14 protein-coding genes are annotated in these 15,130 nt (G+C 57.6%); 13 read left to right on the top strand and 1 reads right to left on the bottom strand.

Going from position 1 to position 15,130, the window contains the following annotated elements:
- Positions 1-405 precede the first annotated feature (405 nt).
- From ABD903_RS19640 to ABD903_RS19590, 11 genes are all read left to right on the top strand, one after another.
- Positions 406-2,784 carry a ribonucleoside-diphosphate reductase subunit alpha gene (locus ABD903_RS19640; protein ID WP_345227013.1) on the top strand — a complete coding sequence of 793 codons (2,379 nt, stop codon included), beginning with the start codon at positions 406-408 and terminating at the stop codon, positions 2,782-2,784.
- 91 nt (positions 2,785-2,875) lie between these two features.
- The gene (locus tag ABD903_RS19635; RefSeq protein ID WP_345227012.1) at positions 2,876-5,044 is read left to right on the top strand and encodes a hypothetical protein; all 2,169 of its coding nucleotides are present in this window, start codon (positions 2,876-2,878) and stop codon (positions 5,042-5,044) included.
- A 235-nt stretch (positions 5,045-5,279) separates the two neighbouring features.
- Entirely contained in the window at positions 5,280-5,471 is a 192-nt protein-coding gene (locus ABD903_RS19630) for a hypothetical protein (protein ID WP_345227011.1), read from the top strand.
- Positions 5,472-5,787: 316 nt separating this feature from the next.
- Positions 5,788-6,492: a hypothetical protein gene (locus ABD903_RS19625; protein ID WP_345227010.1), complete on the top strand. Its 705-nt coding sequence runs from the start codon at positions 5,788-5,790 to the stop codon at positions 6,490-6,492.
- A 252-nt stretch (positions 6,493-6,744) separates the two neighbouring features.
- A complete protein-coding gene (locus ABD903_RS19620) occupies positions 6,745-8,145 on the top strand; it encodes a glycine-rich protein (protein ID WP_345227009.1) in 1,401 nt (466 codons plus the stop codon).
- Positions 8,146-8,327: 182 nt separating this feature from the next.
- Positions 8,328-8,777: a hypothetical protein gene (locus tag ABD903_RS19615; RefSeq protein ID WP_345227008.1), complete on the top strand. Its 450-nt coding sequence runs from the start codon at positions 8,328-8,330 to the stop codon at positions 8,775-8,777.
- 233 nt (positions 8,778-9,010) lie between these two features.
- Positions 9,011-9,403, top strand: a complete 393-nt coding sequence (locus ABD903_RS19610) for a hypothetical protein (protein WP_345227007.1) — start codon at positions 9,011-9,013, stop codon at positions 9,401-9,403.
- A 243-nt stretch (positions 9,404-9,646) separates the two neighbouring features.
- Positions 9,647-10,222, top strand: a complete 576-nt coding sequence (locus ABD903_RS19605; RefSeq protein ID WP_345227006.1) for a DUF4269 domain-containing protein — start codon at positions 9,647-9,649, stop codon at positions 10,220-10,222.
- A 662-nt stretch (positions 10,223-10,884) separates the two neighbouring features.
- Positions 10,885-11,289: a hypothetical protein gene (locus ABD903_RS19600; RefSeq protein ID WP_345227005.1), complete on the top strand. Its 405-nt coding sequence runs from the start codon at positions 10,885-10,887 to the stop codon at positions 11,287-11,289.
- Between the two features lie 339 nt (positions 11,290-11,628).
- A complete protein-coding gene (locus ABD903_RS19595; RefSeq protein ID WP_345227004.1) occupies positions 11,629-12,039 on the top strand; it encodes a hypothetical protein in 411 nt (136 codons plus the stop codon).
- Positions 12,040-12,210: 171 nt separating this feature from the next.
- A complete protein-coding gene (locus tag ABD903_RS19590) occupies positions 12,211-12,762 on the top strand; it encodes a GNAT family N-acetyltransferase (RefSeq protein WP_345227003.1) in 552 nt (183 codons plus the stop codon).
- 85 nt (positions 12,763-12,847) lie between these two features.
- On the opposite strand, the gene ABD903_RS19585 is transcribed toward ABD903_RS19590, so the two are convergent.
- Positions 12,848-13,498 carry a hypothetical protein gene (locus ABD903_RS19585; protein ID WP_345227002.1) on the bottom strand — a complete coding sequence of 217 codons (651 nt, stop codon included), beginning with the start codon at positions 13,496-13,498 and terminating at the stop codon, positions 12,848-12,850.
- Positions 13,499-13,739: 241 nt separating this feature from the next.
- Between ABD903_RS19585 and ABD903_RS19580 the strand changes: the two genes are divergently transcribed.
- Together ABD903_RS19580 and ABD903_RS19575 are read left to right on the top strand one after the other, a co-directional pair.
- The gene (locus ABD903_RS19580; protein WP_345227001.1) at positions 13,740-14,507 is read left to right on the top strand and encodes a creatininase family protein; all 768 of its coding nucleotides are present in this window, start codon (positions 13,740-13,742) and stop codon (positions 14,505-14,507) included.
- A gap of 37 nt (positions 14,508-14,544) precedes the next feature.
- Positions 14,545-15,102, top strand: coding sequence for a GNAT family N-acetyltransferase (locus tag ABD903_RS19575; RefSeq protein ID WP_345227000.1), 558 nt, complete (start codon positions 14,545-14,547; stop codon positions 15,100-15,102).
- Positions 15,103-15,130 lie beyond the last annotated feature (28 nt).

The raw sequence follows: 15,130 nt of genomic DNA, 5'->3' as shown, positions 1-15,130 counted from the left end.
TTGGGAAAAGCCCGCGGCTCCGGCTGCGGGCTTTTTTGCGTTACAATCGTCCGTCATCCTGAGGCGCAGCCGAAGGATGACGGGTAGGTATGGCGAGTTTAGCTCTTGCTCAGATGATGCAGCTTACCAAATCCTGCCCACTCTGCCAACCTAAAAAACGCGCGGCTTGCCGAACTATATAGCGGGTCCCAGATTGCGAAAAAGCGGCTGAATTGCACTGCTTTAAGCATATGTGGAAAACTTCTAGACAGAAGGTTTGTCCCACACATCGGATCCAAATATCTTCCGGAATCAATGGACGCGTGAAGGCTCGGTGCTGGCGTCTGGCTTACCCAATTCTGAATGCTTACCTGCCTCCTTGCCCGGAGCGGGTGTACCCATACACTAACACACCACTACACGCCCATGCTGGTAATTAAACGCGATGGTCGGCGCGAGTCCGTGAAATTCGACAAGGTCACGGCCCGTATCGAGAAGCTGTGCTACGGCCTGAACACGTTGTTCGTCTCGCCTATTGAGGTGGCCAAGAAGGTCATCGACGGCATTTACGACGGCGTGACGACGGTGGAGCTGGACAACCTGGCGGCCGAAACCGCCGCCTCGCTCACCACCAAGCACCCCGACTACGCCATTCTGGCCGCTCGCATTGCGGTGAGCAACCTGCACAAGGTTACCTCCAAGTCGTTCAGCAGCACGGTGAAGCGGCTGTACACCTACGAGGACCCCAAGACCGGCGAAAATGCTTCGCTGATTGCCCGCGACGTGTGGGAAATTGTGCACAAGCACGCCGCCCAACTCGACTCGGCCATCATTTACGACCGCGACTACAACTACGACTACTTCGGCTTCAAGACGCTGGAGCGCTCTTACCTGCTGCGCCTCGACGGCAAGGTGGTGGAACGCCCCCAGCACATGCTGATGCGCGTGGCCGTGGGCATTCACAAGGACGACATCGAGCAGGCCATCGAGACCTACAACCTGATGTCGGAGCGTTGGTTTACCCACGCCACACCTACCCTCTTCAACGCCGGAACGCCCAAGCCCCAGCTGAGCTCGTGCTTCCTGCTGACGATGAAGGACGACTCCATCGAGGGCATTTACGACACGCTCAAGAACTGCGCGCTCATCTCGCAGAGCGCCGGCGGTATTGGGTTGGCCGTGCACAACGTGCGCGCCACCGGTAGCTACATCAAGGGCACCAACGGCACCTCGAACGGCCTCGTGCCCATGCTGAAGGTGTTCAACGACACGGCCCGCTACGTGGACCAGGGCGGCGGCAAGCGCAAAGGCGCCTTCGCCATCTACATCGAGCCCTGGCATGCCGACATGTTTGAGTGGCTGGAGCTGAAGAAAAACCACGGCAAGGAGGAGATGCGCGCCCGCGACCTGTTCTACGCCCTGTGGGTGAACGACCTGTTCATGAAGCGCGTGGAGGCCAACGGCGACTGGACGCTGATGTGCCCCAACGAGTGCCCGGGCCTGGACGAGTGCTGGGGCGAGGAGTTCGAGAAGCTCTACCAGAAGTACGAGCGGGAAGGCCGCGGCCGCAAAACCATTAAAGCCCAAGAGCTGTGGTTTGCCATTCTGGAAAGCCAGACCGAGACCGGCACGCCCTACATGCTGTTCAAGGACGCCGCCAACCGCAAGAGCAACCAGCAGAACCTGGGCACCATCAAGAGCTCCAACCTCTGCACCGAAATCATTGAGTACACCGACGCCAACGAGGTAGCGGTGTGCAACCTGGCTTCGCTGGCCCTGCCGCGCTACATCCGCGAGGAAAACGGCAAGGTGTTCTTCGACCACCAGAAGCTGTACGAGGTAACCTACCACGCCACCAAGAACCTGAACAAGGTTATCGACATCAACTACTACCCCGTGGTGGAAGCGGAGCGCAGCAACCTGCGTCACCGCCCCATTGGCCTGGGGGTACAGGGCCTGGCCGATACCTTTATTGCGCTGCGCATGCCCTTCGAGAGCGACGAGGCAGCGGGCCTGAACAAAGACATCTTCGAGACCATTTACTTCGCGGCCGTAACGGCCTCCAAGGACCTGGCCAAGAAGCACGGCCCGTACGAAACGTACGCCGGCTCACCCATCAGCCAGGGCAAGTTCCAATTCGATTTGTGGGGCGTAACGCCCAACTCGGGCCGCTGGGATTGGGATGCGCTGCGTGCCGAGGTAATGGAGCACGGCGTGCGCAACTCGCTGCTGGTAGCGCCCATGCCTACCGCCAGCACCGCCCAGATTCTGGGCAACAACGAGTCGTTTGAGCCTTACACCTCCAACATCTACGTGCGCCGCGTGCTGAGCGGCGAGTTTATGGTGGTGAACAAGCACCTGCTGAAGGACCTGGTGAAGCTGGGCCTGTGGAACGAGCAGATGAAGAACGACATCATTGCCCAGAACGGGTCGGTGCAGAACATTCCGAGCATTCCGCAGCACATTAAGGACCTCTACAAAACGGTGTGGGAAATTTCCCAACGCCGCATCATTGACATGTCGGCCGACCGCGGCGCGTACATCTGCCAGAGCCAGAGCCTGAACCTGCACGTGCTGAACGTGAACTTCGGCAAGCTCACCAGCATGCACTTCCACAGCTGGAAGAGCGGCCTGAAAACCGGCATGTACTACCTGCGCACCAAAGCCGCCGTCGACGCCATCAAGTTCACGGTGCAGAAGCAAGCCGCCGAGACGCTGGAGCCGCTCAACGTATCGGCCCAGAACGCCGCCGACATGGCTTGCTCGCTGGATAATCCGGACGCCTGCGAGGCTTGCGGCTCGTAAGTATCAGAACATTTCAGAAAGGGCTAGCTAGTATTTCTATACTGGCTAGCCCTTTCTATATGAATTAATTACTATTTTTTCAGCGAACGGAATGAAACCTGTTGTTCAAGCAGAAGCAGTAACTAGCGAAATAGACACTCACGTGGACGCAACAAGGGTTACAACATACAGCCTCTTAGCTCATATAAATGAAAATTCAGGTTCTGGAATCCAGGACCTAAGTGACATTTTCATTCCTCTGGTTAAAAGCGCCTTAGCTAAGATGAACAAAGACTTTGTCACCAAAGGCGAGTCTTTGGTTGAAATAAAAGATTTTGTCGACAAGGAATATAGACTAGATATACCTATACCATTTTTAAATAAACTATTAAAAAAGGTATCTGATGAAATTAATTCAGATGGGAAAGAGCATATTAAAATATATAATGATGGCGCATTCGTTATAAAAAACTTTGTGTTTTCAGATATAGAAGAAACTGTTTCTAGACAAGAGACAGAAGTAGAAGTATTAAACCAAGCTTTTTCTAATTTTTTGCTAGTCAGAGGTGAGGAATCCGACAAATGCATTTCAATCTTTGATTTTTTAGATTCCAACAGAGCCTCACTTTCTTGCTATTTTGCATACAATGGCGAGAAAAATCCTGAAATAACAAGTTCTGTACATGCTGATTTTATTGAAAGCATTAAAAATGAACATGCTTTATTCAGCACTCTAAAAAAAATCTACCTTGGATCTATTATTTCAGGATATTTGGAAATAAGTGTTGGAAAAATAAAATCAGATGTAGAATTTGTATTAGACACAAATTTTATCATTAGCCTTCTTGATCTTACATCACCCGAGTCGCATCATACATGCCACAAAATAATACAGATATGCAAAAGACTGGGTTACAGAATTACAGTATTAGATGACACAATAAATGAAACTACAAATTTATTGAAAATAGTAGCAAGTAAAATCGAGGACGCTATTCTTGTAAGAAAAATTGACAAAGAAACTATTGAGTCAGCGTGCGACAGAAGAAAACTTACGAAAACAGATTTACAAAGATTTGCCGCAAATTTAATACAAGAAATATCGGACCTTGGAATAATAATTATTGCACATACCAAACCGTATAGAAATGAGGCGAAGTTTTCGCCTATATATGAAACATTCAAAAAAATTCGCAATAATCCGCAAGCAGCGCTCCACGATGCTACGGCAGTAACATATGTAAGAAAAAAACGCGAAAGATTCGTAACTGATTTCTATGAGGCGAAATGCTGGTTTGTAACTCATACACAAAGGTCTCTTGAGTATACAAGTCATAAGGGCAACGTACCCGAAATTATTAAAGCCGAGGACCTAATCAATATTCTCTGGTTGACCAGTCCTAATGTTTCTAATACGGAAATGTTAGAAGTGGGATTAACACGATTGATTTCTTCTGCTTATAGCAACAATCTTCCTAGCAATAGACTTCTAAGACATCTAGACGAAAAAATAAGCCGTTACGCCAAGGGCAAAGTTGACCCTAGGGACATTGTACTCCTGGCAAATTCTGTTGCTGATCAAACAGTTAAAAATCTTGACTTGTTAGAAAAAGCTACAGGAGACGACTTCATAACAGAAATTCAACTTGAAGCTAGACGAGAAGAAGCCAAGCAGAGAAGAAGGGATGAGCTAACTCAAGCTTTGATATCCGATAAAAGTCACGAGGCAGAGAAAAGAATTGAACAAATCAAGAGTGATTTGTTCCAACGCAATCAAAACGACCTAGAAGAAGCTACAACTCGCCTCACTTCCGAACATACACGAGAACTGCTTAACCAAAAGCTGTCAACGGATCAAGAGAGAATCAAGGACTTGAACAGAGAGAAACAGCTACTTATTACTTTTAGAGACAGGTACGAAAAAGAAAGCCACGAATTTGCCACAAAAATAGTTGGAGCCACAACAATATTATTGCCTTTAATATTCATTGGGCTTATATACAAATTTGGCTGGGATATTATGGAGCCAATCACGTATATATTCGGCTTGGTTTTGATTCCGATTTCTTATTTAATATTTGCAATCAAAAACAAGGACTTTTCTTACAATGCTCTACATGAATATATTACAGAACGCAGAAGAAAAAAATTATATTTTCTATATCGGTTTGACGAAAACAGAGTAAGCGCATTGGAAAAACTATTAAACCGAGCAGAAGCAGAGGTCAAAGAAACCAAGCGTTTACTAGACATTGAAGATGAAGCTATTACGCTACTGTAATTTGGGTTAACTACCGCTCAAGCGGGATGCGAGCTAAAATTCGTAACCCGCTTGAGCGGTAGTTATATCTACACTTTGCCTTCATACCCTTTCCCAATACCTCACACTTCTCCTGCTCCTGAGCATCAGCACCTTCGGCCAAGCCAAGAAATCGGCGAAGCAGGCGCCGCCCACGCCGCAGCAGCTGATTCAGGGCATATGGGCCGCCAGCGAAGCGGAAAACGCCGCGTATTGGGTGTGGGGCACCAAGCTCTACTACACCGACTTTTTGGAAACGCCGGTGCGCTACACCCTTACGCCTACCACCTTCACGATGTACGACGAGGGCCTGCCACGGGCCCACCGGCTCCTGAAGCTCACCAAGGACAGCCTGGTGTATGTGAACCAAGAGGGCTACGTGGCGCGGCTGTACAAACGCCGCAAGTAAGCCGCTGCCCCACCGCCCCGGCGCATCCGCGCCACGGCCCGGTAGACATCGACCCGGCCCGCAAACCATCGTTTGGGTGCTGGGTCGATATCTACCGGGCCCTCCCACGATGGTTGCTGGGCCCGGTAGATTCTTCCGGGCCTTCCCCCGATTGTTTTTGCCCAGGGTGAACGTTGACCCGGCCTTCGTGCGATGGTTTCTGCCCTCGGAAGATTCTTCCCGGCTCGAAAACCATCGGGGGAAGGCCGGGTGAGGTTGTATTGCCTAGCGGTATTCCTATATTCCAGCAACAGTACAACCTCTTACTATCTTATTCATGTCAACTTCTATTACCGGCACGGCCGCCGCAGCGGCGCCGGCCTCCCCCAAAGCGGTGCAGCGCGCCGCTCAGCTTCCGAACAAAGCCGTGGCCCTGGGCACGCTGGCCACCACGGTAGCCACCAAATGGCAGACCTCGGCCCTGCCCGCGCTGCTCTGGCTCAGCAAAGCCGACTTTGCCCAGCAAGTCGCCGATTTTGTGGCCAGCCACGCCGCCGCCGACGATGCCGGCGACCAGCGCAGCCCGCAGGTCAAGCGCCTCAAAGCCCTCGACCAGCTGCTCGACAAGGGCTTGTCGTTTGTAAAAGGCTACCTGCACGAAGCCTATGACGACGACGAGGCCTACTACGGCGAGTTCGGCATTGAGAAGCGCAACGGCACTTACCTGCTGCCCAAGGCTCGTCCCGAGCGGGTGAAGGCCCTCGAAAAGCTGCAGGCGGCCTTGCTGAAGCACAAATTCGACAAGAAGAAGTACGGCACGGCCCACTGGGCGCCGCTGGCCACCGAGTACACCGCGCTGGTGCAGGACACCCTGGAGGCCAGCGGCGAGCGGAGCCAGAAAGTAAACACCAAGGACCGGGGCGAGGCGCAGGTGCGCAAGGCGCTGCGGGCCCTTATTCACCACGTAAAGGCCAACTACCCCGATGCCTGGGAGGCCGAGCTGCGCGGCTTCGGCTTCCAGAAGGAGTCGTTTGGCGGCTGATGGGTGGCGGAGGCTTCCGTTTACAGCTCCGGCCCGGTTGCCCCAGCGGCAGCCGGGCCGTTTTGTGTTTGGCGCAGCACCCCAGCGCACACCGGCCCGGCGCGGGTGTGTTTGCTGAAAAGGCACACCAATTATATTTGGCCCGATGACGGCCTGCGTGCCGGCCAGCCCGGCTTCCCATTGATGTTGGCCCGCTGCCTACGCCCCTTCTTCCTGCCCTGCCCGTTCCTAAAGCACCCTAACCTTCTTTCTATGAAGCAACTCTTTACCCTGCTAACCCTGTGGTTGCTAACGCCGCTGGCCCTGTACGCCCAAACGGGCGGCAGCGTGGGCATCGGCACCACGTCGCCCAACCCCTCGGCCGCCCTCGACGTGCAGGCCACCAACAAGGGCCTGCTTCCTCCGCGCCTGACCACGGCCCAGCGCGACGCCATTCCGAGCCCGGCGCCGGGCCTTACCATTTTCAACAGCACCACCACCACCCTTAACGTGTGGAACGGCACCAGCTGGGTGGTGTACCTGCCCGACGTGGCGGCGTCGGGGGCGGCGGGCATTACGTTTGGCTTCACCGGCAGCGTGCAAACCTACGTGGTGCCCGCCGGCGTCACCTCGCTGCAGATTGACATGGCCGGCGCGGCCGGCACCGACTACGCATCGCGCACCATAGGCGGGCGCGGTGGCCGGGTGCAGGCCACCATTGGCGTAACGCCCGGCGAAACCCTGCACCTGTACGTGGGCGGCCGCAACCGCTACAACGGCGGCGGCACGGGCTCGTTCGTGGGCGTGGGCGGCGGCGCTACCGATATCCGGCGCGGCGGCACCGCCCTTGCCAACCGGGTACTGGTGGCCGGCGGCGGGGGCGGCGGCGGCTTTAACCTGAGCGGCGCCTGCGGCGGCGGTCTGGTGGCCTGCGGAGTAGACGGGGGCGGCCAGGGCGGCAGCCAGACGGCCGGTGGCGTGGGCGGCTCGCGCGGCGGCCCGGCGGGGGGCACCGGCAGCCTCGGCCAGGGCGGCGACGGCAACACCGGCGGCGGCGGGGGCGGCGGCGGCTACTACGGCGGCGGCGGGGGCGGCGGCGGCTCGGGCGGCGGCGGCGGCTCGTCGTACGCCGACCCCGGCGCCACCAACGTGGTGCATACCCAGGGCTACCAGGCCAGCAACGGCTACGTCACCATTACCCCGCCCCCGCCCGCGCCTGTTCTCGACGGCTCGAACTTTGTGAACGTGCCCGGCGACAACCTGGGCAACCACACCGCCACCCGAAACCTGAACCTGACCGACAAGCTGCTGGTGGGCAACGGGGGCAGCACCGGCCTGGCCATTGGCAGTACCGGCACCGTAACGGTGGGCGGTTTTACCAGGCTGGGCAGCAACGCGCCGGCCATTAGAACCCTGGAGCTGAGCGGCACGCTGCCCGCCAACCAGGGCCAGGCCTTTGTAGCCCACGGCCTCACCGATGCCAAAATCCTAAGCGTAACGGCCCTGGTGCCCGTGAACAACGACCAGGTGCCGCCCGGCTTCACTCTGAACGCGGGCGTACTCTACGGCGTGTACATCTTTAACGGCAACGTGGTGCTGCAAACCGGCAACACCAGCAATTCCAGCACTATTTACGGCCGGCCGGCCCGCATTCTGATTGTGTACAAGGAGTAGGCCGGCAGCCGGGCCCCACAGCCCGGCTGCGGGTAAAGCCAGCCCCTGTGTGGATTTCGCTGAAACCCTCCTTAGAACATTCTGCTGCGTTCAGACGAAGCCTCTCTACTGCTTCGTCTGAACGCAGCAGGACCTCAGGCCAACATGCCTGATACGGTATTGCAGTGCTCTTTTATAGGTGTATGCGAAGCATAAAAGCCGCGTTATTGCTATTGATCCTGGTGTGCCTGGGAAGCCTCTTGCCGGCCTGGGCCCAGGCGCCGCTCCCCGCGGCCTCCGGTTTCCAGCCCCTGCCTACCTCCGTCGATACGGTGCGGGCCCTGCGCGAGCTGTTCGACGAAAAGCGCAGCCGCGCCGCCATTGCCTTGGTGGGCTTACCCGTTGGCCTGGCCGCGACCATGACTTTTTCGGCGGTGGCGGCGCTCGAAGGCTTGTCGGGCAGCACCCCCAACACCACGCTGCCGGTTACGGGCATCGTGGCGGGGTTGGTGGGCACCACCGCGTCCATTAGTCGCCTCATGCGGTACTCCAGGCGGGGTGAGCAGGAAGTGATGCTGCGCTACGAACGCACCCGTAAACTCCCCCGGTGGGTACAGCGCAATCTTCGCCGGCACGTAAAGCGCGGGACGTAGGTTTTTGCCCCGAGCTACGCGGCTCGGGCCTCTGTAGTGGCGTGGGCGGCAGCTCGTGGCCCCAGGCTACGCAGAGCTGTTGCTGGGTTGCTGTGCTAGGTGCACCGCCGGGGCTTGTTTACGGAATGGTAATGGTGGGTTCAAGTAGGCTACACAGTGGGGGCCGACCTTTGCCCCGGTAAATGTTCGACGGGCCAATGGGCTCGTTTCCACATCCTAACCCCCACCCTACTATGACAACATTCTGGCAAGAATCCGCTCGGTTTGGCCTGCTGATGGGCCTGTTGGTTTTGGGCAAGGGCCAGCTGGCCACGGCGCAGCAAGCACCCGCCCAGCCGGTAACGGTGGCCCAAACCGCCGACTTCGTGTACACCGTGCGCGTGAGCAACCCCGCCCGGCAGCTGGGCCGCCTGCAGCTCGTGCGCACCACCGACGGCGCCGTGCTCTACCAAAAAAGCAGTTCCGATGGGTCGTTCGGGGAGAAGCTCAACGTGCGCAACCTCGCCGACGGCCGCTACGCCCTGGTGGTGAAGCTGGGCACCGACACCCACCGCTTCGGCCTGGATTTGCAAACCACTCAAACGCGTAGCGCCAGCCTGCTTAGCCTGGCTACGGCTCAGCGGTAAAGCAGTTTTGCTCTGATTCCCTCAGCCGGCTCTGCGTCTGCCGGCAGCGCCTCCCAGTCGGGAGGCGTTTGTGTAAGGGGCCGTGGTGGCCGGGCCGGGAGCGGGCAATGCCTGTAGGCACGATGCATACCGGCGCCCAGCGCTTCGGGCTTTCCGAGGTAGCCCTTGTATTCGTTGTTTTTCTCGCCGCCCGCGAAGGCGGAAGGTGCTTTCTTTGGCCTACGAACCCCGCCTCGGTTTTCTATGCGCAATTGGGAAGACATCGGCTACTTGCAAATCGGCACGTCGCGCCAGCGGCAGGCGCATGCCGCTTTCGAACGCCTGGGCATCCTGGCCACCCTGAATGCTTTCGGACCCGTGCTGGCCGGTACCATCCCGCTGAACATTGACCTGCCCAGCAGCGACCTGGACCTGATTTGCGAAGTGCCGCAACTAGCTTTGGCTGATTTCCAATTGCTACTGCGCCAGCACTACGGGCACTTGCCCCGTTTTTCGTTGCAGGAAACCATGGTGCGCGGCTGCCCCAGCGTGGTGGGCGGTTTTGAGGCCGAAGGCTTCGCCTGGGAGGTGTTTGGTCAGCCGCAACCCACGCGGGCGCAACATGCCGTGCGCCACCTGCTGGTGGAGTACGCCGTGCTGGAGGCCGGCGGCGAAGCCTGGCGCCAGGCAGTGCTAACCTTAAAACGGCAGGGCCTGAAAACGGAACCCGCCTTTGCCCAGCTGCTGCAGCTTCCCGGCGACCCATACGCGGCGCTGCTCACGCTGGAAAACCTAACGTCCGCCGAGCTTCGGCAGCGCCTACCTCCTTTGCGCCCCTAGCCAGTTACTGTGCAAGAGCACGCCACTATTCACGGGCACACTCCCGGGCTATGGAGTATAGGGAAGAAAGCTGACAACAGTATTAACGACTGGTCAGCTCGTCGAGCCAAGCGGCTTACCGAACGTGCCATAAAGCGGTAACGCAATAGGTGGATACGGACCACTACAACCTGGGCTCGGCGGTTATTGCACCAGACGTTGGACGTCGGCAAAAGTCAATATAGCGTAGCCGGCATGCGTGGTTACTCCCGGCCAGCCCTTCGCCTCGCGTGCGGCAAGCCGGACAGTTGGCAATCAGTATTCGTGGACGCGTGGTTCGGTCCCAGACGAGGTTTGGCCGGTGGCAAGAACAAGGGCCTTAACCACTGCATCGGAGCGACTTAATAGCACGCTACGCAGAACGGTTTTTTCACCGAATGGAAGAAATCCATGGGTGCCTTTTGAGGCGCCACGGCCGTGTTGTGGCGCTTTGCTTACAGACCCGATTCAACTATCTATATCATATTACTAATATTTATTAAACTTTCTAACAATCAGGAAATTAACTACTAAAACGCATGCAACTTTTCGCAAAAAAAGGCTACCTATACATACATTTTTCAGTACCTGCCCCGCCGCAAAGCTGGCAGATTTTCAACCCCAACCCGTTTACCTACTACGCAATGAAAACGCTTATCAAACCCGCCCCCAGCCTCCTGCTCCTGGCCACCTGTCTTGGCCTGGGCTTTACCACTCCGGCCCTGGCCCAATCGGCTGGTCGGCCGCAGCCGGTTAACGTCGATCAGGTATCCGATTTTACCTACCTGCTGCGCGTGAGCAACCCCGCACTGGAGCGCAGCGAGGTTAAAGTGGTACGCCTGAGCAACAACGCCGTACTCTTCCACAACGCTAGCTACGCCCACACCCTGGGCCATAAGCTTAACGTGCGGGAGCTGCCCGATGGTGAGTATGCCTTTGTGGTGAAAGTGGGCAAGAAAACCCACCGCTACACCCTCGATATTCACACCCAGATGCAGCGCTCGGCCCGCCTTGGCTCGGTTTCCATGCCCTCCATGGCTGTTCGGTAGCAAAATGCGTGGCGGCCCTGCCTGGCCGGTATTTGGGCGCCCCTGCCACTGGCGGGGGCGCTTTTTTGTGCGCAGGGCATCAGCTGCGGCTACCGATGTGGGCGCACCACCACTGCGTTGGGTGCCGGGTGCCGGGTGCTCATGCTTAAAAGCGCGGGTTGCCTAATGGGCAATTAAACATCAGAAAATTGAGCCTTCGCACTCGTAACCACATGATTATGTGAGTATATCAAAGCAACGCCCAGCCCCTCGAAAGCACCTATAGGCTAACCGCTTGCACCCCGCATACCGGCTTTCCTTCGGACACTTTCACTTTCCAACCTCTTTTTCTGTACCGCTATGAAAACGCTCGCCCAACAAGCTTCCCGCTTCCTGTTTCTGGCCGCCTTTGCCGCGCTTGGCTTGGCTCCGGCTGCCCAGGCCACCACGCCCGACCAGCCCCGCCCCCAACCCATTAGCGTGCAGCAAGTAGCCGATTACACATACGTGGTGCGCGTAAGCAACCCTACGCTGGAACGCAGCCAGGTGCAGCTGGTGCGCCTGAGCAACAACACCGTGCTGTTCCGCAAGTCGCACAACGGCCCCGCGTTCGGTCACAAGCTGAATGTAGAGCAGCTGCCCGACGGGGAGTACGCTTTCGAAGTGAAGGTGGGCAAGCAAACCCACCGCTACACGCTGGATATTCACACCCAAATGCAGCGTTCGGCTCGTCTCGGCTCGGTTTCGCTCACGGCCATGGCCGCCGAATAGCAGCCTCTAACGGCTCCTCCCAACTGATTTTTCTGTTCGGCGCCCCTGCCCGTTGGTGGGGGCGCTTTTGTGTGCGTCAGGCTCCCGTGCAAACCAGCCGGCAAGCTTTGCTTCGGAGGTGGTTTTAGCGGCTGGCTTCTACCTTGCGCCTCTCGCCCTTCCACCTGTGCTATGAACCAACTTGCTCCTTTGCCCCTCGCCATACCCGTGCTGGAAACGCCCCGGTTGCGGCTGCGCGGCTACCGCCCCACCGATTTTGTGCCCTACCTGGCCATGTGGCAGGAGCAGCCGTTTTACCGGTTTCTAACGCCGGGGCCGCCCTCCGAAGAAGACGTGTGGACGATTCTGCTGCGCAGCACCGGGCATTGGGCGTTGCAGGGTTTTGGGTTTTGGGCCATCGAAGAAAAAGCCACCGGCGAGTTCATCGGGGCCGTGGGTTTCGCCGACGGCAAGCGGCTGATCGAGCCCTCCATTAAGGGCGTGCCGGAAATAGGCTGGGTGCTGGCTGCCCACACCCACGGCCGCGGCTTCGCCACCGAGGCCGTAACGGCCGCCCTGGCTTGGGCCGACACGCATTTCGGGCCCGTGCGCACGGTGTGCATCATGCATCCCGATAACCGGGCTTCGCGCCGGGTGGCCGAGAAGTTTGGCTACCGGGAATACCACCGCACCTCGTACAAAGGCCAGCCCACCGTTATGCTGGAGCGCACCGCGGGCACGTAGCCTGCTCTGCAAAAACCAAGCGGGCGGCCCGTGTAGGCCGCCCGCTTGGTTTTTGCACCTGGGGCGGGTTGGCCGCCCGCAGCGCTTAGGATTTGGTGTACGGGAAGTTGCGCGACACCTTGCGCATCATCCGCTCCACCAGGTCGTCGGTGGAAGAGGTAATGCCTTCGTCCATGGTTTTGGTGAAGCGCCACAGCAGTTCGCCGTCAGAACCCTGGTTAATGGTCATGAACAGGCTGCCGGTACCGGTTTTGCCGCCCAAACCGCCGAACATTACGGCCGAAGCAATGGCCGCGCCTTCGGACTTGGTTTGCTCGGTTTCGAAACGGCCGCCGATAACGGCATCCACGCCCAGAATCTTAGCCAGCTCGTCGCGGGTCATTTCGTCCAGCTTGTCGTACACGCCAGCCTTCTTCAGCAGCACGTTGGTGCGGTCTACGTCCTGGAACGTCACGGTGTAGTCGTTGGCCTTGCGCAGCAGGTAAGTGTACATGCTGGCCTGAATGGACTTCGACATGGCCTTTTCCTGGTCGCGGTTGGCTTCGGCGCTGAAGTTTTTCGGCTGCTTCTTATAGCTGATCTTCGTTTCGAAGGGCAGAATAGCAACGGTTTTGTGCTTCACAATTTCCGTCTTCAGCTTCGGGCTTTCGAAAATCTGCTTGGCGCTTTCGAAACCTTGGGCGTGAGCGAGGCTGATGCTAAGGGCAAGCAGAGTGGAAAGGTAAATTTTTCTCATTTTTTCAAAAAGGGGGTTTATACCGCCTCGAAATTATATATAAAATTCGTTGTACTCCTGTTCTTTATTAAAATAATTATGCTTGACGCTTTACTACTTTTCTGACGGGGTTGCGGCGCGTATCCTTACTTGGCAGCGCACCACAAAAACCGCCCGGCGTAAACACGCTCGTGTGGGCCCGCCTCAAGCTGCTGCCCGGCATCCGGCCGTTTACCTTCGCTCCCACCCTTAACTCCGCCCCATGCAAGCCCGCCCGTACATACTAGCCGAAACTACCTGGCAGCACGTGAAAGATGCCGCCTACGAGGTAGTAATACTGCCTTGGGGCGCTACCGAAGCCCACAACTACCACCTGCCTTACGCCACCGACAACTACCAGTGCGACTACGTGGCCGCTGAGGCCGCCCGCCAAGCCTGGGAAGCCGGCGCCAAAGTGGTTGTGCTGCCCACCATTCCCTTCGGCGTAAACACCGGCCAGCTCGATATTACCCTCGATGTCAACCTGAATCCGAGTACTCAGCTGGCAATTTTGCGCGACGTGGTGCAGGTGCTGGCCCGCCAAGGCATTCCCAAACTGGTGGTGCTGAACGGGCACGGCGGCAACGATTTTCGCCAGCACCTGCGCGAGCTGCAAGCCGAGTTTCCACAGGTGTTCCTAAGTACGCTGAACTGGTTTAAGGCCCTCGACCGCAACCAGTTTTTTACAGCCCCCGGCGACCACGCCGACGCCCTCGAAACCAGCGCCATGCTGCACATTGCGCCTGCTCTGGTGCGCCCCTTGTCGGAAGCCGGGCCCGGCCACGCCAAGCAGTTTCGCATTCAGGCCCTGCGGCAGGGCTGGGCCTGGGCGCAGCGCGAGTGGAGCCAGGTAACTGCCGACACCGGCGTGGGCGACCCAGCCGAAGCCACCGCCGAAAAAGGCGCCGCCCTGCTGGCCGCTGCCACCGCTGCCATTGGGCAATTCCTGGCGGAGCTAGCCGCTGCCAACCCCCAGGACCTCTACGAATAACGCGGGTTCAGTTTGCTGCCTTGCCTCTTCTTCCGCCATGCTTCACATTCAACTCACCCCTTTCCCTTCGTTGCACACGCCGCGTCTTACGTTGCGCCAGCTCCAACCTTCCGATGCGGAGGCCATCCTGTTTTCGCGCTCTAACGAAGACATGATGCGCTACATTCCCCGGGAAAAGGACCACAGCCTGGACCAGGCACATCGGCACTTGGCCTTACTCAGCGACTTGCAGGCCCGGAACGAAGGCATTACTTGGGGCCTGAGCCAACCGCCTTCGGTGGAGTTGCTGGGCACCATTTGCCTCTGGAACCTGCAGCCCGCTCACCACCGGGCCGAAATCGGGTATGGTTTGCATCCCGACCACTGGGGCCAGGGCCTGATGAGCGAGGCCGTAGCGGCGGTGCTGCGCTTCGGTTTCGAGGACTTACAGCTGCACACCATCGAGGCCAAGCTCGACCCCGCCAACACGGCTTCGATTAAGCTGCTGGAGCGCCACGGTTTTGTGCGCGAAGGATACTTCCGGGAAGATTACCGGTTTCAGGACCGGTTTCTCGATACTGCGGTGTACACTTGCCACGCGTCGTCGGGCTCCTAGAATCGTCGGCGCTCCTTCTTTCTGCTTT

The organism is Hymenobacter koreensis (genome assembly GCF_039541855.1).
GTDB lineage: Bacteria > Bacteroidota > Bacteroidia > Cytophagales > Hymenobacteraceae > Solirubrum > Solirubrum koreensis.
The sequence above is the reverse complement of the archived record's forward strand: the minus strand, read 5'-3'. Positions and strand labels throughout refer to the sequence as shown.

Excerpts from the sequence above, each read along its gene's own strand:
- ABD903_RS19640 (WP_345227013.1), top strand. The coding sequence starts at position 406 with ATGCTGGTAATTAAACGCGATGGTCGGCGCGAGTCCGTGAAATTCGAC.
- ABD903_RS19635 (WP_345227012.1), top strand. The coding sequence starts at position 2,876 with ATGAAACCTGTTGTTCAAGCAGAAGCAGTAACTAGCGAAATAGACACT.
- ABD903_RS19615 (WP_345227008.1), top strand. The coding sequence starts at position 8,328 with ATGCGAAGCATAAAAGCCGCGTTATTGCTATTGATCCTGGTGTGCCTG.
- ABD903_RS19600 (WP_345227005.1), top strand. The coding sequence starts at position 10,885 with ATGAAAACGCTTATCAAACCCGCCCCCAGCCTCCTGCTCCTGGCCACC.
- ABD903_RS19610 (WP_345227007.1), top strand. The coding sequence starts at position 9,011 with ATGACAACATTCTGGCAAGAATCCGCTCGGTTTGGCCTGCTGATGGGC.
- ABD903_RS19620 (WP_345227009.1), top strand. The coding sequence starts at position 6,745 with ATGAAGCAACTCTTTACCCTGCTAACCCTGTGGTTGCTAACGCCGCTG.
- ABD903_RS19625 (WP_345227010.1), top strand. The coding sequence starts at position 5,788 with ATGTCAACTTCTATTACCGGCACGGCCGCCGCAGCGGCGCCGGCCTCC.
- ABD903_RS19580 (WP_345227001.1), top strand. The coding sequence starts at position 13,740 with ATGCAAGCCCGCCCGTACATACTAGCCGAAACTACCTGGCAGCACGTG.
- ABD903_RS19585 (WP_345227002.1), bottom strand. The coding sequence starts at position 13,498 with ATGAGAAAAATTTACCTTTCCACTCTGCTTGCCCTTAGCATCAGCCTC.
- ABD903_RS19590 (WP_345227003.1), top strand. The coding sequence starts at position 12,211 with ATGAACCAACTTGCTCCTTTGCCCCTCGCCATACCCGTGCTGGAAACG.
- ABD903_RS19595 (WP_345227004.1), top strand. The coding sequence starts at position 11,629 with ATGAAAACGCTCGCCCAACAAGCTTCCCGCTTCCTGTTTCTGGCCGCC.
- ABD903_RS19575 (WP_345227000.1), top strand. The coding sequence starts at position 14,545 with ATGCTTCACATTCAACTCACCCCTTTCCCTTCGTTGCACACGCCGCGT.
- ABD903_RS19605 (WP_345227006.1), top strand. The coding sequence starts at position 9,647 with ATGCGCAATTGGGAAGACATCGGCTACTTGCAAATCGGCACGTCGCGC.